The sequence below is a fragment of the Bifidobacterium anseris genome, assembly GCF_002860345.1.
Classification (GTDB): Bacteria; Actinomycetota; Actinomycetes; order Actinomycetales; family Bifidobacteriaceae; genus Bifidobacterium; species Bifidobacterium anseris.
In genome coordinates, this window is the sequence record NZ_NMYC01000001.1 from 334264 (window position 1) to 353222 (window position 18959).

General features: G+C 69.0%; 15 protein-coding genes and 1 tRNA gene. 10 read left to right on the forward strand and 6 right to left on the reverse strand.

Annotation, left to right across the window (positions count from 1 at the left end; genetic code table 11):
- The first annotated feature begins 28 nt into the window (after nucleotides 1-28).
- The 7 genes from CGZ88_RS01360 to CGZ88_RS01390 all read left to right on the forward strand — a co-directional run bounded on the left by CGZ88_RS01360 (nucleotide 29) and on the right by CGZ88_RS01390 (nucleotide 5816).
- Entirely contained in the window at nucleotides 29-553 is a 525-nt protein-coding gene (locus CGZ88_RS01360) for an FtsB family cell division protein (protein WP_101670909.1), read from the forward strand.
- Nucleotides 554-570: 17 nt separating this feature from the next.
- Nucleotides 571-2220 carry a DUF501 domain-containing protein gene (locus CGZ88_RS01365; protein WP_101671109.1) on the forward strand — a complete coding sequence of 550 codons (1650 nt, stop codon included), beginning with the start codon at nucleotides 571-573 and terminating at the stop codon, nucleotides 2218-2220.
- A 45-nt stretch (nucleotides 2221-2265) separates the two neighbouring features.
- Nucleotides 2266-2345: transfer RNA gene (locus tag CGZ88_RS01370), tRNA-Leu, on the forward strand.
- Nucleotides 2346-2511: 166 nt separating this feature from the next.
- Nucleotides 2512-3147 (forward strand): cadmium transporter, encoded by a 636-nt coding sequence (locus CGZ88_RS01375; protein ID WP_231371423.1) that lies wholly within the window; start codon nucleotides 2512-2514, stop codon nucleotides 3145-3147.
- A 116-nt stretch (nucleotides 3148-3263) separates the two neighbouring features.
- On the forward strand, nucleotides 3264-4733 hold the full coding sequence (locus CGZ88_RS01380; protein ID WP_026645015.1) for an L-serine ammonia-lyase: 1470 nt from the start codon (nucleotides 3264-3266) through the stop codon (nucleotides 4731-4733).
- Nucleotides 4734-4807: 74 nt separating this feature from the next.
- The gene (locus tag CGZ88_RS01385) at nucleotides 4808-5215 is read left to right on the forward strand and encodes an FKBP-type peptidyl-prolyl cis-trans isomerase (protein WP_026645014.1); all 408 of its coding nucleotides are present in this window, start codon (nucleotides 4808-4810) and stop codon (nucleotides 5213-5215) included.
- Nucleotides 5216-5333: 118 nt separating this feature from the next.
- Entirely contained in the window at nucleotides 5334-5816 is a 483-nt protein-coding gene (locus CGZ88_RS01390) for a GreA/GreB family elongation factor (protein WP_026645013.1), read from the forward strand.
- A gap of 118 nt (nucleotides 5817-5934) precedes the next feature.
- On the opposite strand, the gene trhA is transcribed toward CGZ88_RS01390, so the two are convergent.
- The gene (gene trhA, locus CGZ88_RS01395; RefSeq protein ID WP_101670910.1) at nucleotides 5935-6813 is read right to left on the reverse strand and encodes a PAQR family membrane homeostasis protein TrhA; all 879 of its coding nucleotides are present in this window, start codon (nucleotides 6811-6813) and stop codon (nucleotides 5935-5937) included.
- A 193-nt stretch (nucleotides 6814-7006) separates the two neighbouring features.
- Here trhA and CGZ88_RS01400 point away from each other — a divergent pair, with 193 nt between their 5' ends.
- The gene (locus CGZ88_RS01400) at nucleotides 7007-8485 is read left to right on the forward strand and encodes a sensor histidine kinase (RefSeq protein ID WP_026645011.1); all 1479 of its coding nucleotides are present in this window, start codon (nucleotides 7007-7009) and stop codon (nucleotides 8483-8485) included.
- 95 nt (nucleotides 8486-8580) lie between these two features.
- On the opposite strand, the gene CGZ88_RS01405 is transcribed toward CGZ88_RS01400, so the two are convergent.
- The 4 genes from CGZ88_RS01405 to CGZ88_RS01420 form a co-directional block, all read right to left on the reverse strand.
- Nucleotides 8581-8856, reverse strand: coding sequence for a WhiB family transcriptional regulator (locus tag CGZ88_RS01405; protein WP_024541252.1), 276 nt, complete (start codon nucleotides 8854-8856; stop codon nucleotides 8581-8583).
- 132 nt (nucleotides 8857-8988) lie between these two features.
- Nucleotides 8989-10671: an FtsK/SpoIIIE domain-containing protein gene (locus tag CGZ88_RS01410; RefSeq protein ID WP_165778680.1), complete on the reverse strand. Its 1683-nt coding sequence runs from the start codon at nucleotides 10669-10671 to the stop codon at nucleotides 8989-8991.
- A gap of 171 nt (nucleotides 10672-10842) precedes the next feature.
- Nucleotides 10843-12153: an LCP family protein gene (locus CGZ88_RS01415; RefSeq protein WP_243390029.1), complete on the reverse strand. Its 1311-nt coding sequence runs from the start codon at nucleotides 12151-12153 to the stop codon at nucleotides 10843-10845.
- Nucleotides 12154-12218: 65 nt separating this feature from the next.
- Nucleotides 12219-13676, reverse strand: coding sequence for an LCP family protein (locus tag CGZ88_RS01420; RefSeq protein ID WP_423734394.1), 1458 nt, complete (start codon nucleotides 13674-13676; stop codon nucleotides 12219-12221).
- A 185-nt stretch (nucleotides 13677-13861) separates the two neighbouring features.
- Here CGZ88_RS01420 and CGZ88_RS01425 point away from each other — a divergent pair, with 185 nt between their 5' ends.
- Both CGZ88_RS01425 and CGZ88_RS01430 read left to right on the forward strand, forming a co-directional pair.
- Nucleotides 13862-16960, forward strand: coding sequence for a glycosyltransferase family 2 protein (locus CGZ88_RS01425; RefSeq protein WP_101670912.1), 3099 nt, complete (start codon nucleotides 13862-13864; stop codon nucleotides 16958-16960).
- Nucleotides 16957-18498: a DUF5719 family protein gene (locus tag CGZ88_RS01430; RefSeq protein ID WP_101670913.1), complete on the forward strand. Its 1542-nt coding sequence runs from the start codon at nucleotides 16957-16959 to the stop codon at nucleotides 18496-18498. The genes CGZ88_RS01425 and CGZ88_RS01430 overlap by 4 nt, the downstream gene beginning before the upstream one ends.
- A gap of 10 nt (nucleotides 18499-18508) precedes the next feature.
- Here CGZ88_RS01430 and CGZ88_RS01435 read toward each other — a convergent pair whose 3' ends face one another.
- Nucleotides 18509-18937, reverse strand: a complete 429-nt coding sequence (locus tag CGZ88_RS01435; protein WP_026645006.1) for a metallopeptidase family protein — start codon at nucleotides 18935-18937, stop codon at nucleotides 18509-18511.
- Between the last annotated feature and the right edge of the window lie 22 nt (nucleotides 18938-18959).

The window sequence follows — 18959 nt, forward strand, 5'->3', positions numbered from 1 at the left end:
GTCGAATGCGGCGGGTATTTTCATATCCATGAGCAAACGACCACGCGCCACGCAGGCGAAGCAGCAACCGATGAAACGGACGAGCGCGGGGCCAATCGCCTTCTTCGTCGCGCTGTTCATCATCGCGCTCGGGCTCATCCAGCTCATCTCGACCTTCCATTCCTATGCGCTCGATCTGTCGGAGCTCAACAGCCTCAAGAAGCAGGAGGCGGCGCTCGTCGCGCAGAAGCAGGAGCTCGAGAACGACATCGAACGCTGGGACGACGACGCCTATGTGACCGCGCAGGCGCGCGAACGCCTCGGCTACGTGTTCCCCGGCGAACAGCCGATCCGCGTCGAACATCCCGAGGCCGTGACCGGCAAGAAGACGTCGACGCCGCTCGACGGCGCCGACGGCGCGCAGGAGACGACGCTGCCGTGGTACAGCGAGATGGCGTACTCGTTCAAGGAGGCCGACGCCGGCAAGGACAAGACGCATGGCGCAGACGCACACGACGAGACGGACGCCGGTGCCGCGACGCCGTCCGACGATCAGGACAAGGAGCAGCAGTGACCGATTTCGATGCCGAGATGATGCAGCGGGCCGAGGAACTCGTGGACCGTTTCCTTGCCGCGCCGGCGAGCGAGGAGGACGTCGAGGTCGTCGGCGCGCAGCTGGGGCGCTTCCCGCGTGGCATGGTCGCCGTCGGCGCGCGCTGCCGCTGCGGCCGTCCGCTCGCCGTCGTCACCCGTCCGCTCGTCGACGGCAGGATCCCTTTCCCGACGACGATGTACCTGACGAGCCCGGAGGCCGTCAAGGCCGCATCGCATCTCGAGGCGGAAGGCCTGATGAAGGAGTACAACGCGCGCCTCGCCGAGGACGAGGATCTGCGCCGCGCCTACGAGCGCGCCCATGTGGTGTACCTTGCGTTCCGCCATGCGCTGGCGGCGCGTCTGGGTGACGATGAGACGCACATCGAGGGCACGAGCGCCGGCGGCATGCCGACCCGCGTCAAGTGCCTGCACGCGCTCGTTGCGCAGAGCCTCGTCATGGGCCCGGGCGTCAACCCGATCGGCGACGACGCGCTCGAACGGATGAGCGGCGAGTTCGACGCCGACGTCTGCCGCTGCGCGCCGCTCGACGAGGGCCGCGCCGCGCGCCGCGCGCGCCGTCACGCCGCCGAACGCGATACACGCGACGAACGCGGCGAAGGCAACGAACATAATGAGGAAAACGCGTCGGAGACGTCGGTCGTCGTCGCCGGCATCGATTGCGGCACGAACTCGATCCGCCTCAAGATCGCGCGCGTCGACGCGGACGGCATCCACGACGTTGTGCCGCGCATGCTGCGCGTCGTGCGTCTGGGCGAAGGCGTCGACGAGACGCATCGCTTCGCCGACGACGCGCTCGAACGCACCTACGCCGCGGCGCGCGAGTTCGCGGCCGTGCTCGCCGAGCACCGCGTCGACGCGCTGCGCTTCGTCGCCACGTCGGCGACGCGCGACGCCGAGAACCGCAAGGAGTTCGAGGACACGATCGAATCGATCCTCGGCGTGCGCCCCGAAGTGATCTCCGGCACCGAGGAGGCCGACCTGAGCTTCCTGGCGGCCACGGCGATGACGTCGCGCGACGACCTCGAGCCGCCGTTCCTCGTCGTCGATCTGGGCGGCGGCTCGACCGAGCTCGTCGTCGGTGGCGACGGCGAGGCGATGCCTGCGACGAAGGTGCGCGCCGCGTTCTCGATGAACATCGGCTCGGTGCGCATGACCGAACGCCATCTGCACTCCGACCCGCCGACGCAGCAGCAGATCGACGAGACCGTCGCCGACATCGACGCGCACATCGACGAGGCCTTCGCGCATGTGCCGGCCGGCACCTCCAACACGATCATCGGCGTGTCCGGCACCGTCACGACGATGACGGCGCTGGCGATGGGACTGCCCGAATACGACCACTGCGCCGTCGACGGCGTGCGCATGGACTTCCTCACCGCCTTCGACGTCGACGACCGTTTCCTGCACATGCCCCGCGAGGAGCGGCGCGGCTACCGCACGATCCATCCGGGGCGCATCGACGTCGTCGGCGGCGGCGCGCTCATCTGGAGCCGCGTGCTCGAGCGCATCGCCGAGGCGGCGCGCGCCGACCACGGCAAGGTCATCGACTCCTACGTGGCGAGCGAGCACGGCCTGCTCGACGGGCTCGTGCTCGACATGGGACGGCGTTTGCTCGCCGAACGCTGACGTGGCATAATGCCTACGGTGCCGGCGTGAGGCCGCCGGCCGCACGCCCCCATGGCGAAATCGGTAGACGCATTCGACTTAAAATCGAACGCTTCGGCGTGTGGGTTCGAGTCCCACTGGGGGCACCCTGACAACCCGCCAGAAATGGCGGGTTTTCCCGTATATGCGCATGCTGATACGGTCATCGGCGTGTCCATACGCGCCGCGTTCCCACGATCCGCCGATTCCCTCACGACATCGTCATCCGTCCGTAACACAACGCGCGCTTTTCCTTCGTACACTCGCAACAACATGACCACCAGACCTACGGACGACGGGAATCACATGAGCGAATCAATCTCCAGCGCATCGAGGGGCGCCGCGGCCGCGCGCGCACATACGAGCGTCGTGAAGGACCAGACGACGGGCGTGCCGATCATGCTCGCGCAGGCCGTCATTCTCGCCGCGACGCTCACGTTCTGCGAGATCTTCTGCTCGCCGCTGACTGCGACCTTCCGTCCGGCGGTCTTCGCGCTCGTGCCGTGGGCGGGCGTCGCCTCGCTGTTCGCCGTCATGTTCTCCTTCGTCGTCGGCTTCGCGCTGCTGTGGTGCGCCGAATCCTTCGCCTACCGCATGCGTCGGCGTCTGCAGCCGCTCGTCTATGCGACGATCGGCGCGATCTCGTTCGGCGTGTGGACCGTGTGGGTCATCCTCGGCGTGCGCAACATGATCACCGGGCGCCTTGGCGCCGGCGTGCTGTCTTCGCACGACACGACGATCGCCGTCGTCAGCGGCGCGCTGCTCGGCATGGCGGCGTTCTTCGCCGCCTACACGCTTGGCGAACGCCTCGCCCGCCACCGCAAGGCGCTCATTGCGATCGCACTCGCCGTCCTGCTCATCGCCTGCTACGGCGGCTACGTCCTCTTCATCATGCTCCACGCGCTGTGAGAGCCGACGTACGCACGCATCGACGCGCATGACGGCCCGACGGCCGCCATGCGCGTTTCATATGCGCGCCCGGCAGCCGACGGCGGAACGCGGCGGCGACGCCTATACTGTCAGGCATGTTCAGCGTCCTTGATCTGTTCTCCATCGGCGTCGGCCCCAGCTCGTCGCACACGGTCGGCCCGATGCTCGCGACGCGCGCCTTCGCCGAAGCGCTGCGCGAACGCGGCATTCTGCCACGTGTGGCGCGCGTCGCCGTCACCCTGTACGGTTCGCTCGCCCTGACCGGGCTCGGCCACGGCACCGACCGCGCTGCCGTCGCCGGCCTCGAAGGCAACGATCCCCGGCACGTCGACACCGCATACCTCGCCGACATCCATGCGCGCTGCGACGCGCGCGGCGCGATCGACCTCGATGGTGTACGCACGATTCCCTTCGACTTCGAACACGACGTCATCCTCGACGTGTGGCATCGTCTCGCCGCACATCCCAATGGGCTGCGCTGCATCGCCTACGGCGAGCACGACGACGTCGTCTTCGAACAGGTCTGGTATTCGATCGGTGGTGGCTTCATCCAGGAAGGTCTCGTCGACGATCCGGTGCTGCCGATCCACGCCCACGACGAGCACGCCGAACAGGCGGCCAAGGAGGCGCGCGAAGGCGAATACCGCCGCGACGACGACCTCGCCGGCGTGCCGCATCCGTTCACGAGCGCCGACGGACTACTGAGGATCTGCGCCGACGAGCACAAGTCGATCGCGCAGATCGTGCGCGACAACGAGACGGCGCTGCACGGTGCGGACGAGCTCGACGTGCGGCTTGACGCGATCTGGGAGGCGATGCGCGCCTCGGTCGTCGCCGGCTGTACGAGCACGCAACGCGTGCTGCCTGGCGGCCTCGACGTGCCGCGACGCGCGCCCGGCGTCTACGCGCGGCTGCGCGGCGCCGGCGACGTGCTGCGCGCCGACCCGTCGGCGGGTCTGCGACATCTCGAATCGTCGGAATCGTCGTGGATTGACCTGTTCGCGCTTGCCGTCAGCGAGGAGAACGCCGCGGGTGGGCGCATCGTGACGGCGCCGACGAACGGGTCGGCCGGCGTCATCCCGGCGGTGCTGTTGTACTACCGCCGCCTGCTGTCCGGGGCGAGCGACGAGGGCATACGCGATTTCCTGCTCACGGCCGGCGCCGTCGGCTATCTGATCAAACGCAACGCCTCGATCTCCGGCGCCGAGGTCGGCTGTCAGGGCGAGGTCGGTTCGGCGTGCTCGATGGCCGCGGCCGGGCTGTGCGCCGTCGTCGGCGGCACGCCCAGACAGGTCGAGAACGCGGCGGAGATCGGCATGGAGCATCATCTGGGGCTGACGTGCGACCCGGTCGGCGGCCTCGTGCAGATCCCGTGCATCGAACGCAACGCGGTCGCCGCGAACACGGCCGTCGTCGCCGTGCGCATGGCGATGCTCGGCGACGGATCGCACATCGTCACGCTCGACCAGGTCATCCGTACGATGAAGGAGACGGGCGAGGACATGATGGCGAAGTACAAGGAGACGTCGAAGGGCGGCCTGGCGCTCAACGTCGTCGAATGCTGACATGGGCACCCTCGGCGCAATGGGCCGTTCTGTGCTAGGCTGGGTCCCGTTGTGCTTGGAACCAAGGAGGAAACATGGCTAACGAGATGCCCCAGGTCGAAGGCGGATTCGGAGACCTGCCGGTGATGACGTTCCCGCAGGACGAGGCGCCCAAGGGGCTCAAGGTCGTCGAGCTCGTCGAAGGCAACGGCCCGATGGTGCGCCGCGGCGACACGGTGACCGTCAACTACCACGGTCAGGTCTGGGGCAACGACAAGGCCTTCGACTCGAGCTTCGAACGCCACCAGCCGGCGAGCTTCGGCATCGGCGTCGGCCAGGTCATCAAGGGATGGGACCAGACGGTCCCTGGCCACAACGTCGGCTCGCGTCTGCTCATCTCGATCCCGCCGGAGTACGGCTACGGCTCGCGCGGCGTGCCGCAGGCCGGCATCGGCGGCGATGACACGCTCGAGTTCGTCGTGGACATCATCTCCACGCGCTGAAACGGGCATGGCCGGCCCGACGCCGGCCGCATCGGCCGCATCGCGCCCGTCGGGGAGCCGCCCCGGCGTGCACGATGCGGATTTTGCATATCAAGGCTTTTCCATGAAGGAGGACATCATGGCTCAGGAAGAGAAGACCGTCCTGCTCACGCAGGAGGCGTATGACAAGCTCAAGGAGGAGCTCGCGTACCGTGAGGGCGAGTACCGCGAGGAGATCACCGAACGCATCGCCGCGGCGCGCGCCGAGGGTGACCTGTCCGAGAACGGCGGCTATCAGGCCGCGCGCGAGGAACAGGGCAAGAACGAGGGGCGCATCAATGAGCTCATCGTCAAGCTGCGCAACGCGAAGATCCTCGAGGCGCCGGACGCCGGCGTCGTCGGCAACGGCTCGCTCGTGACGATCGAGCTCGCCGGCCGCGAGATGAAGTACGTGCTCGGCTCGCGCGACATCGCCGTCGCGACCGACTACGACGTCATCAGCCCCGAATCGCCGATCGGCGCCGCCATCCTCGGCGCGCACGAGGGCGACGTCGTCACCTACAAGGCCCCCAACGGCCGCGACATCTCGGTGACGATCAAGGAATCGAAGCCGCTCGACTGAGCGGACGCGTCGCCGGACGCGGACGATCCCAATTAAGGGGGCGCGCCGGGGATGGCCCATCATGGGCCATCCCCGGCGCGCCCCCTTAATTGGCTTTTGTCGATTGATTATCGCGGGCTCAGCCGATCTTCGCGAGACGGCAGATGACGAGGTAGATCGCGACCATGTGGCAGGCGTAGCCGGCGATCGTGCCCAGATGGAAGATCTCGTGGAAGCCGAAGACCTTCGGCCACGGGTCGGGGCGGCGCAGCGCGTAGACGACGGCGCCGGCGATGTAGCAGGCGCCTCCCGACAGCAGCAGCCACACGACGGCAGGGCCGGCGGCGGGGGAGACCCAGAACATGCCCATGAAGGCGACGCCGGAGACGCCGAAGACGACGTAGACGAGCGTGTACAGCCAGCGCGGCGCGTCGATCCACACGACGTGGATGAGGATCGCGACGGCCGTGCAGCCCCACATGCCGATGATGATCGTGTTGCGCCAGAACGCGTCGAGCGCGAAGGAGACCGGCGTGTAGGTGCCGGCGATGAGCAGGAAGATGTTGACGTGGTCGATGCGCCTGAGCACGTCGGTCACGCGCGGCGACCAGTCGCCCAGATGGTAGGCGGCGGAGTTGCCGAACAGGATGAGCGAGGCGGTCATGAAGACCGCGCACGCCCATTTGAGGCCGGCTCCGTGCGCCAGACAGACGAGCACGATGCCGGCGGCGAGCGCGAGCGGCGCGGCGGCCGCGTGCAGCCAGCCGCGCATGGCCGGCTTCTCGCGGCCGTGGACGTCGAGGCGGATCCGGCGCGGCGCGCGCACGCCCTCAAGCTTGGCCGCCTTCTCCTCGCCCCTGGCGATCGCCTTCTTCGCGCGGCTGTCCGCCTTCGCCAGGATCGTCGCCGCCTTCGCGCGCGCCCTGCTACGCGTCGCCTCGGCCTTCGCCTCGAGCGCCGTGCGTCTGGCCTGCGCCAGCTCGCGCCGGCGCTGCTCGAGCTGGTCGTCGCCGTCCATGGCCGCCCCCGCGGCCTGTGTCGTCCCTGCGCTCATCGTCGCATCCTCCCGTCGTGTCGTCCACACTTGGTTACGCAATCGTAGGTTACTATAGCGTAGGTTGTTGACCTGACCCGCTGAAGGGGTGTCGATTGAGCCCCGCGCGTACAGCCGCCGCCCTGCGGGGGCGCCGATGTGGCCTATCATGGGGAACATGGCTGATTTTTCACAGATTCTCGCGACGCGCCCCGATTTCGACGCGTCCGACAAGGAATGGCTCCATCATCTCGTCGCCGACTGGCAGGTCATCGCCGACCTGAGTCTGGCCGACCTGCTGCTCGTGCTGCAGAAGGGCGACGGCAGCTTCGTCATCGCCGGCCAGTGCCGCCCGTCGACGGTCGTGAGCCTGCGCATCGACGACGTCGTCGGCGAACGGGTCGACAACGAGCTGCAGGAGGAGATGGCCGAGGCGATGAAGTCGGACGGCGTCTACCGTTCGTCGGTGCTGCGCCGCATCGGCGACGCGCTCGTGTGCAACGTGTACGCGCCGATCCGCCACGGCGGCAAGACGCTCGGCCTCGTCGTGCGCGAGACGAACCTTGCGACGCGCGAATCGAACGGCCGCTACGAACTCGAAAGCATCGGTGCCGGCAAGCAGCTGTACGGCATGATCCCGCGCGGCCAGTTCCCCTACAAGGACTCCGTCCTCAGCCAGCGGCACAACGCGCGCGTCGCCGACGGCTTCATCCTGCTGTCCGCCGACGGCATCGTCCAGTACGCGTCGCCCAATGGCATCAGCTGCTTCAGACGTCTGGGCATGGTCGACATGCTCGAGGGTGCCAACCTGAGCGAGGTGGGCACGAGCCTGATCCACGAGAACGACCCGGTGCCCGAATCGCTGCCGCTCGTGCTGCTCGGCAAGGCCGCGATTGACTCCGAACTCGTCGCGAACCGTTCGGCCGTCTCGATGCGCTCGCTGCCGCTGATGGACGAGCACGGACGCACCGGCGCGATCGTGCTGTGCCGGGACGTCAGCGAGCTGCGCCGGCGCGAGGTCGAGCTGCAGACGAAGGACGCGACGATCTCCGAGATCCACCACCGCGTCAAGAACAACCTGCAGGCCGTCTCCGCGCTGCTGCGGCTGCAGGCGCGCAAGACGAAGTCCGACGAGGTCAAGAAGGAGCTCAAGGAGGCACAGCGGCGCGTGCAGACGATCGCGATGGTCCACGAGGGGCTGAGCCAGTCGGCCGACGAGATCGTCGACTTCGACAAGGTCATCGCCAACCTGCTGCGCATGAGCGTCGACCTGACGGCGATGAGCGACCAGCGCATCTCGATCGACTTCGTCGGCAGCTTCGGCATGATGCCGGCGCAGGACGCGACGCCGCTGTCGCTCGTGCTCACCGAGCTGACGACGAACGCCGTCGAACACGGCTACGAGGGCCGCAAGGAGGGGCACATCACGGTGACGGCCGACCGGCGCGGCAACGAGCTCGACATCGTCGTGCAGGACGACGGCAATGGCATGGGCAGCGAGGAGGAGGACGGCATGGCCCGTTCCTCGGGCTCGGGCCTGGGCACGCAGATCATCAACACCTTCGTGACGAACGACTTCGGCGGTACCGTGCGCTGGGAGCCGGTCGAGACCGGCGGCACGCGCGTGCGGCTTGCCATCAAGCTGCGCGCCGCCTGAGAGGGTCCGCACGAAGGCCCCGGTTCCCGCCATCGCGGGAACCGGGGCCTTCGCATATCGACGGCGGATGGGCCGCCGATCCGGGTTGCGTCGGCTCAGCCGAGCTGCATCGACGCGGAGCGGCGCGCACGCATCGCACGGCGCTTGAGGGCCCTGCGTTCGTCCTCGCTCAGGCCGCCCCACACGCCGTAGTCCTGATTCGTGTCGAGCGCGCATTTGAGGCATGCGTCGATGACCTTGCAGGTGCGGCATACGGACTTGGCCTCTTCGATCTGCTGGTATGCGGCACCGGTGTTGCCCACCGGGAAGAACAGCTCGGGGTCCTTGTCGCGACACGCCGCCTTCGCACGCCAATCGAATGCACTGCTCATGGTGATGACATCCTTCTTCTGTCTGCTGTCCGGCTTCTTCCGTCCGGTTCCGATAACGACTACGTTGCTCATGCTAGGCAATAACCGGGGCGATTTCAAGACCTTGCGCGAAAAACGGCCCGCATGCGGCGTTCAGCTCACAGCGCACTGCACAAGCCGCACATGGCCCGCCTCGATGAGCACGCCGCGTCCCGGCGTGCGCAGATCCTCGGCGCCCATCGCGTCGAGGACGGAGGCGGGGATGCCGTCGGCGAGGTCGACGGCGCGCTCGCCGACCGGGAAGACGAGCCGGCGTGCGCAATGGTCGGGCACGCGAAGCCGGCGTGACGAGCCGAGCGCGAACACGACGCACCGCCGCCCCGAGCATACGAGCTCCTGGACCTGCGCGGCATGCGGGTCGGCGCTGAACGGGTCGAACCATGCGTCGGCGTCGTCGATGCATACGACGTCGGCGCCGCATGCGCGGGCGCCCTCTTCGATCGTCCTCAGCAGCGTCGTGCGTCCGCGTCCGGGACGTCCTATGACGGCGAGGTTGCCGTCGGCCGGGTCGAACAGGCACGGGCCGGTGGCCACGCCGTCGTCCTCGAGCCCGATCGCGATCGCGCCGGGTGGTGCGTCGATGTCGCGCGCATGCACGAGACGGGGTGCCGGCGCCGTGAACAGCGGGGGAGCGCCGCCCTGGCCGTGCACGCGTGCGGCGCGGCCGATCTCATCGACGAGGCGCTCCGGGTCCGGGTCGGACGCGCAGCGCAGCCGCACACGGGCGTCGTCGATCCTCGCGATCGCGGCTCCCGGCTCGGTGACGCGCAGCCGGGCGGCGTCGTCGACGCCGAGCATCTCCTGCGACTGCATCGCGTCACGCATGCGCAGGCAGACGCGTAACGCCATGTTCGCCTTCATCGGCGCGCTGATCTCGCCGAGCGGGTTCTGCGTGCAGACGATCAGATGCATGCCGAGCGAACGGCCCAGCGAAGCGATGCGCGTGAGCCGGTCGGCGAGGTCCGGCAGCTGGCCGGTGAGCATATGGAACTCGTCGACGACGACGACGAGCCGGGCGGGCGGATCGGGCGCTCCCATCAGGTCGGCGACGCCCAGATCTGCCGCGAGCTGTTCGCGGCGCGTCAGCTCGCGTTCGAGCGCGAGCAGCGCGCGCTTGGCGTAGGCGAGGTCGAGGTCGTTGACGCAGCCGCGCACATGCGGCAGTCCGGCGAGTGCATCCATCGCCGAACCGCCTTTGAAGTCGAGCAGCGCGAGCTGGACGCGGCATGGTGGGTAGCGGCAGGCGAGCGCCAGGCACCAGTCCTGCAGCAGCACTGACTTGCCCGAGCCGGTCGTGCCGGCCACGATCGCGTGCGGGCCGAACCGTGCAAGGTCGATGACGGCGGCCTGTCCGGACCCGTTGACGCCCACGGGGGCGCGGCAGCCGCCGTCGGCGACGCACCAGCGGTGTGCGATTGAACGGAAGGGCGCGGCGTCGTCGGCGAAGCCGAGCACCGACGCCAACGGCACGGGCGGCGCATGGGCGTCCCGTGCAGCATCGTCCGCAGGGTCGGTCGCGGACATGGATTGCGCGGTTGCGGATGAGACCGGCGTGGTCGTGTCGTCGTCGCGGCCGGCCGTCATGAGGACGAATGAGGCGAGCGTGGCAATGCAGCCCGAGGCGATCATCGTCGCGAACAGCCATTGCCGTTGGGCCAGCAGCATGGCGAGCATGACGCATTGCGCCGCGAGCGGGGCGCCGTAGGCGCACAGCCGCACATGGCGCATTCGTCTGACGCGTTTCGCCGTGCGCACCGCCTTGCCCTTGCCGTCCATGCGCACAGCATGCGCCGGTGGGACGGCAAGGGCAAACCGTCGGCGGGTCGTACGCCGCGGTGTTCGCCGTCGGCGCAATGGATTTGGCGCAATGGATTTGGCGCGGTGGAGGCTTGCCTCAGCGGTTTTCGGCTCGGTGGTTTCAGGCGCAGCGGGCATGCGCCGGTGCGGTCAGCCCTGCTGCTCGGCCTGCGTGCCGACGACGCCGGCCTTGTGCGTGCCGTCGACGAGCTGGGAGAACAGTTCGGTGTTGCGCGCGTCGTCGAGCAGCACCGACGAGCCGACGCCGTCGACGTAGTAGTCGGGGTCGGTCCAGTACACGGTGCCGGTGATGCCGCCGGCGCCGGACGCGTCGCGGAAGGCGAGCAGCATACGTGCCATCGTCGCCGGCGTCGATTGGTCGTCGACGCTGATCGCCGCCATCGCCGCGTCGCCGACGCGCGTGAGCTTGGGGATGTTGAGCAGTGTCGAGGGCGAGGCCGCCTTCTTCGCGATCGCGCCGATGACCTGGCGTTGGCGCTGGGCGCGGCCGAAGTCGCCCTGCGGGTCGGAGTAGCGCATGCGGGAGAAGGCGAGTGCCTGCTTGCCGTCGACGACGTGGCAGCCGGCCTTCCAATGCATCTCGGACTTCTCGTCGTCCACGTCCTGGTCGTAGCACAGTTCGACGCCGCCGAGCGCGTCGACGATCGTCGTCAGGCCGCCGAAGTTGATTTTCGCGACGTGGTCGATCTTCTGGCCGGTGATGTCTTCGACCTTCGCGACGAGCGGCTTTCTGCCGTACAGGCCGAGCACGGCGTTGATCTTGCTCAATGCGCCGTCGACCTCGACGAGCGAGTCGCGCGGGATCGAGATCAGCGACGACGGACCGTTCTTCGGCTTGGTGAGCACGAGGATTGTGTCGGTGCGTTCGCCGGTCGTGCCGTCCTGGCCGGTCGTGCCATCGCGTTCGTCCGAACCGAGGATGAGCCATGAGGTCGCCGGCCCCGAGGGGGTGTCGGTGAGCCAGTCGGCGCGGCGCAGTCCGGAGTCGACCCAGTGCCACACGCTCAGGCCGCCGATCAGTGCGATGGCGAGCAGCGTCGCGAGGATCGCCACGACGATCCTGCGCGCGCGGTGCGGATGGCGCCGGCGTGCGACCGCGACGCCGCCCGACGATGCCGTCGCCGTGCGGGCGCGGGCGCCGGATGGTGTGGATGATGTGGTCGACGCGGACGATGCGGCGGTCGGCGGCGGCACGCGCCGTTCGGATGTCGTGCGCCGACCGGACGTGCGCGGCGGGATTGAGGCGGGATGCGTGGAGGAGGGGCGCGATGATCCGGTGGAGGCCGTGCGGGCGTGCGGCGCGAAGCTCGGGGGAGCCGCCGGCACCGCATCCGGTGTCATGTCTGATGTCGTGCGCGGCGTCGCGCCGTCCGCGTCGCGTCTGCGGCGCGGCGAGGGCGCGAAGCTCGGCGGTGTCGTCGGATCATCGGTGTTGCTCATCGTTCCTCCACGGGGCGTCTTGCGCCCTCATCGTGCCGCGGCCCGTGGCCGGCGGCGTCCGTCGGTCATTCGTGTTTCGCGGGCACCGAGCAGATCGTCGTGTTGAGGTACTGGTAGGCGATGCCGATGTACTGGTTGGTCTCGGGGTCGCGGATCGATCCGTTCTCGGGGTCGACGACGCCGTTCGTGTTCGGGTCGATGAGCGTGCCGTCCTCCTGTTTGATCAGGCCGGTCTTCGGATCGACGGTCGGTGAGGGCTGCGCCGACGGCGTATCGGCGGGCGTCTCGTCGCCCGTGCCGTAGCCCGTCTCGGTGGGTTCTGGCGTGGCCGTCGCGTTGCCGTTCGCGGAGCCGTCCTTGTTGTTGTCGTTCTTGCCGTCGTCCTTGGCAGCGTCGTCGTTGGTGTCGTCGCCGTACAACGGACGGTCGTCGCGCAGCCGGTCCCAGACCTCGGAGGCGTTGTCGGCCCATACGACGCGGTTGGGGTCAAAGGGGGCGGGCATGACGGGCACAGTCTGCGCGTACACGTGTGAGACGTCGAGGTGGCGCAGGCTGAACGCGAGCGCGACGAGCGCGTTCGTGTCGGCCATGCCTGAGCTGATGTTGAGCGAGCGGATCGCGGCGAGTGCGAGCTGGTAGAGTTCGCTCGTCTGCGTGAACATGTTCTTCGATATAGCCTCGGCGATCACCGATTTGATCAGGTACTGCTGGCGCGTCGTGCGCATGATGTCGCTGCCGTCGGTGCCGGTGCCGTGGCGCATGCGCGCGTAGTTCGTCGCTTGGCGTCCGTCGAGGTGGTGCATGCCCTTCCTGAGGTCCATGTCGGTGTTCGCGTCGACGGTGTCGACCGGGATGCACACGTCGACGCCGCCGATCGCGTCGATCATGTCGGCCAGACCCTTGAAGTCGACGACGATGAAGTTCGTGATGTGCATGCCGGTGAGCGCGTTGACGGCCGTCACCGTGCAGCTCGCCGCCGTCGACAGGTCGCCGCCCTCGCGCCAGGCGGTGGAGAACACCGAGTTGAACATGACGCCGTACTGGGCGGGGATGTCCTTGCCGTCGCTCGTGCGGCAGTTGGGCACGTCGACGATCGAGTCGCGCGGGATCGAGACGATGTTGATGAAGTTGCGGTCGGCGCTGATGTCGACGACCATCGTCGTGTCGGCGTTGTGCAGGCCGTCCTCGCCGTCGTGCAGGCCGCCGGACAGGTCGGCGTTGCCGTCGTCGCGCGTGTCCTGGCCGATGAGGACGAACTTGATCGGCCGTCCCTCGTTGGGGTCGAGCTTCTCCTCGTCGACGAAGACGGTCTTGACGGCGCCCTCCTGGACGGCCTGGTTGAGGTTGAGCCATGTGGAGGCCACGGCCGTGGACGCGAACACGAGCGCGGCGACGACGACGCAGGCGACGGCGACGAGCGCGCGGTGGCGGATGCGCCATGCCACGGCGCTGTGCCGCGGCCTCGCCTTGCGGGAGCTGCCCAGATACGCTTCACGTGTCTTCTTCGCGGTATGAGAGGCCAACGGTCCACCTTTCGTGCGTCGTTCCCCGTCGCGGGGTCCCCATGCGCGTGCGCGGCCCCATGCCGCCGACGTGCAATCATATGCGATTATAGGGCATGACGGTGAGAAAGCCGTGCGTGCCGCCCCTCAAGGCGCTCCAGGGGGCGGCCAAGGGCGGATATACCCTTCTGCGTACACTGGGACGCATGACACTCTCGGGCAACAGTGAGATCCAGCGCATCATCGGCGCCGCCCTTGCATCGCGGCCGTATTCGCACAGCCAGCGGGCCGAGGCGAACGTGACGGCCGTCATCACCGTCGAGGACGACCTGCGCTATCTGCCCCGCACGTTGCGCGCCGTGCTCGCCCAGAGCGTGCTGCCGTCCACGATCGTCGTCGCCGACTGCTCGGGGCGCACCGTGCAGTCCGTGCAGACGAGCTTCGAGATCATCCCCACGAAGGAGGACGTGCTCGAGACGATGCCCGAGCCGCAGCGCATCTCGATCCAGATCGTGCGCGTCGCCCAGGCCCGCTCCTTCGCCGACGCCGTCACCAAGGTGCTGCGCAACGCGCAGGTGGACACGTCGACGAAGACGCTGTGGCTGCTGCACGACGAATCCCGCCCCGCCGACGACCACTGCCTCGAACGGCTCCTCGACGCATGGGCGAACTCGCCGACGGCCGCGTTGCTGGGGGCCAAGCAGCTCGACTGGGAGGGTCGCGCGCTGCACGGCGTCGGCTGCTACGCGGCGCGCGGACGCGTCGTCTCCCTCGTCGTCGACGGCGAACCCGACCAGGAGCAGTACGACGGACGGCGCGACGTCTTCTCCGTCTCGCTCGCCGGCGCCCTCGTGCCCGTCAACACGCTCGCCGCCGTGCACGGCGCCAACCCGTGGTTCGGTACCTTCGACGAATCCGAGGATCTCTGCCGACGCCTGTGCCTGTCCGGGCGCCGCGTCGTCGTCGTGCCCGAGGCGCGCATCGCGCACCGGCGCGCACGCTACGACGGCGTGCGTTCGCGCGACGGCGGCGCGATCGAACCCGACGCCGCCGTCGACTCGTCGATGACGCAGCTCGTCGGCGCCCAGAAATACGCGATGACCGACATGGCCGCCCCCTGGTGGCCGCTGGCGTGGATCCTGGGACTGTTCACCGCACTCGGCGACGCCGTCGCACTGCTGTTCCGCAAACGCCCCTACCGGGCGATGTGCCGCCTCGTCATGCCATGGGCCGCGCTCGCCGCCGTCCCCGGCGCGCTCGCCGCACGCCACCGCATCGCCGCCGCAAGCCACGTGCCGCGCGCCACGCTCGCGCCGCTGATCGCCGACCGCCGTCAGATCCGCCAATGGAAGGCGCGCTCGCGGGCCTTCGACGAACAGCGCGGCAACGTCATCCTCGACCCGCTCGCCGTCGTCCACCTGCGCCGCCGACGCATCCGCCGCTGGGCGTGGGCGCTCGCCGCCGCCGCGCTCGCCTTCGCCGCGACCGCCGCCATGTACTGGCCGATCCTGCGCCACGCGTTCTCCGGAGAATCGATCCTCTCGAACCAGCTGCTGCCCACCGATGCCGGATGGCGCCAGCTCGCCGCCGCGGCCACGACCCCCTGGGTCTACGGCATCGGCACCGGCATCCCCGCGCCGCCCTCGCCATGGCTGCTCGTGCTCATGGCCGCGTCCGTGTTCACCGCCGGCCACGTCGCCGCCGCGCTCGCCCTCATCTTCTTCCTGTCCGCCCCTGCAAGCGTCCTGTCGTTCTGGGCGCTCGCCGGCGTCGTCACCCGCTCCAACCCGATCCGTGTCGCCTCCGCGCTGTGCTGGTACGGCCTGTCGCTCGCCTTCGGCCTGTACTCGACGGCGAACCTGCCGATGCTCACCGTCATGACATTCCTGCCGGCCGCGCTCGCGCTGTCGTTCAAAGCCGTCGGCATGTACCGCACTGAGGATCCCGTCAACCCGCGCTCATCCGTGCAGGCCGCCGCGGCCGCCGCGCTGCTGTTCATCCCGGCCGTCGCCGCCGAACCGCAGCTGCTGCTCGCGCTCATCGTCATCTTCGTCGCGTTCCTCGTCTTCGTGCGCCGCCACCGGCTCATGCTGCTGCTCATCCCGCTGCCGGCCGCGTTCGCGCTCGCGCCGACGCTCGTCAACGCGGTGCGCTACGCCGGCGACGGCATGTGGCGCCAGCTGTTCGGCGACGTCATGATCCCGGGCGCCCCCGTCAACGGCGCGCCGGAGGCGATCGGACTGACGACGATGGTATGGCGCGCCTTCGGCCTCGAACAGGCGCCGACATGGTCGGCGGCGCTCGCCGGCGACGACCTGACGCGCACCGTGCTCGTGCTGTGCTGCATCGTATGCGCCGTCATCGCGCTGCTCACGCTGCTGCGCCCCGGTATGCTGCGCCCATGCCGCATCCTGTGGACGGTGACGCTGTGCGGCCTCATGCTCGCCGTCACCTCCGCCGTCGTCGTCATCGCCGCCACGCCGGACGGCGCCGCCGCCGGATCGGTGCTGCCGGGCGTCGCGCTCGCCGCATGCGGCATGCTTGCCTGCGTGGCGATGGCGGCCGGCCCCGGCGTCACGCCCTTCCACCGTCTCGTCACCGACCGCACGCGCCGATTCGGCGCGACGACGATCGTGCAGGGCGCCGTCACCGTGTTCCTGACGGCGATGACGGCCGTATGCCTGCTGTTCGGCGTTCAGACGGCCGAAGCCGGCGGCGTCGCCATCACCGGCGACGGCCTGCCGATGGTCGCCCAGGACTATCTGGCGCAGGATCCCGACCGGCGCGTGCTCGCGCTCGCGGCCACGAACGCCGACACCGTCGCCTACACGGCGATGCGCACCGGCCGCGGCGACCTGATCGACAGCTCCGCCGCGTGGCGCGTCAGCCGCGCCTTCGACCACGAGGGACACACCGACGACGAGCAGCTCGCCCACATCGCCGCCAGCCTGCTCGCCAACAGCGACAACGACGCGATACGCCAGCTGTCCGACCTCGGCTTCGGCGGCATCTACGTCGTCACCGACGAGGGACGTGACCTGAGCGTGCGCGCCGGCGAACAGCTCCAGGCGAACGTGACCGCTTCGCAAGGCACGCAGGAGGTCGTCGCCAACGCGCAGGGCACGTACTACCGGCTCACGCTCGATGCCACCGCGTCCCAGCGCATCGACACGACGGACCAGCGGCGCATGGAGACGAGCCCGTGGCGCACGGCATGGCTATGGTGCCTCGCCGTGCTCGTCGCGGTCTACATCATCGTCGCGATACCGCGCAGCCGCGGCGTCAGCAAGGAGGAACAGCAATGAGCGATGAACCGAACCGTCTCGACGACTTCGCGCACAGGACGCGCACCGTCGTGACGACGGCCGTGACGGGCGTCGCCGTCATCGCGCTGTTCGCCGCATTGACGATCGTGCCGCCGTGTTCCGGCGCGCACGACGCGCCCGCCGTCGCAGACGCGACGATCTCCGAACAGGCGAGCGCCAAGCAGACGCTGCGCTACTGCCCGGCCGCGATGACGATCGCCGATTCGGCCTCCTACGGCGACGAGGAGTTCCACACATCGACCGGCGACCTCGCCTCGGCGCGCCGCTACGCGGCCTTCGGCTCGGTCTTCCACGCCCAGGCCGATGCGCTCGGCGCCTCCGGATCCGCCGACGGCCTCGTCCTTGAAGGCGCGAACGGCGACGAGGACGCCGACGTCTTCATCGCCGGTCAGGACAAGGACGCCGACGCCACGCTCCTCGACACGCGGCTGCTGTCCGCCGCCGACGGCACCGGATCGACCGGGTCGGTCGCCTCATGGGCGACGACCGGCGACATCCCCGGCATCGCCGCCGCCTCCTGCGTGTCGCCCGCCCTGACCCAACGCTTCCTCGTACCGAGCACAACGACCGGCAACACGCAGCAGCTCGTCGTCGCCAACCCGTCCGACAAGCCCACGAGCGTCGACATCGCGATATGGGGGACGAAACACGGCAAGATCACGCCGGCCACGTCGTCCGTCCTCACCGTCGGCGCGAACGCGAGCGCCGACATGCTGCTCAACGCCGCCGCCCCCGACGAGCAGGGCCTGTACGTGAGCGTGACGAGCCACGACGCGCCGATCGCCGCCGTCGTGCGCTCCGTCGCGATCGACGGCCTGACGCCGCACGGCAACGACTACGTGACGCCGCTGCCCGACGCCTCCACGACGCAGACAATCATGCTGCCCGACGGCGACGCGGCCACGACGCTGAGCGCATACGCGGACAAGGACACCGCGGTCACGCTGTCATGGATGAGCGACCACGGCCTGATCGACATCGGCCGTCTCGACGCGCGCGGCGGCAAGGTCACGCTCAAGGAACTCAAGGACCGGCCCAAGGACGCCCACGCGATCCTCGCACAAAGCGACGCCGCCTGCGCCATCGCCGCCCAAAGCACCGTCGAAGGCGCCGACGGCAGACGCGACTACACCGTCATCGACGCGCACACCGCCTACGCGCAGTCCGCGCTCACGCTGCCCGACGGCGCCGCCGCGACGCTCACGGTCGCCAATGCCGGCGCCGAGGGCGCGACAATCACCTTCGCCGGCTACGACGAGCACGGCGAGGAAACCGGCACCAAGACAGTCAAAGTGGACGCCGACTCGTCGACGACGCTGAACAGCGCCGACCTCGGCAAACGCGTCGCCGCGATCCGCGTCGCCGACGCCGACCTGACGATCGTGTGGGGCGCGTTCGTGACGAACACGACGCTGCGCGACGCGAAGACCGCCGCGCTCGCCTACGTGCCGGCGACGAGCCTCGACGTGCCGCGGCACCTCGTGCACGCCTTCAACGATCCGGACATCGTACGCTGAGCGGCGTCCGTCACAGGCCGAAATCGGGGTCGATCTCGTCGGGGCGGCGCCCATAGAGCTCGGCGATCGACTCGACGATCTCGTCGCGGATCGCCAACTGCAGATCAGTGCGGTTCACCGCATGCGTCTGGATCGGCAGCCGGTAGAGCACAATGCGCGCCGGCGCGCCATGCTCGGCCGGGAACGCCTGCGAGAACAGCCGCGGCTCGCGCTCCCACGGCGCGGGCGACGACGGCGGCACATCCTCCACGGCGAACTGCAACGGCCGCACAAGCTCTGGCCACGCGGCCGACAGACGACGGATCTGCGCGACGACGAGATCGTCGAACAGCCCCGAACGCGTCCGATACCGCGGCAGACGCGTGCCGAACATCGGCGTGCGCATCCCACGGCCATGACGATTGCGATACACTTTGGCATTCCAAGGAAGCTGGGTCATGGCCTCCACTGTAGCCGACCAC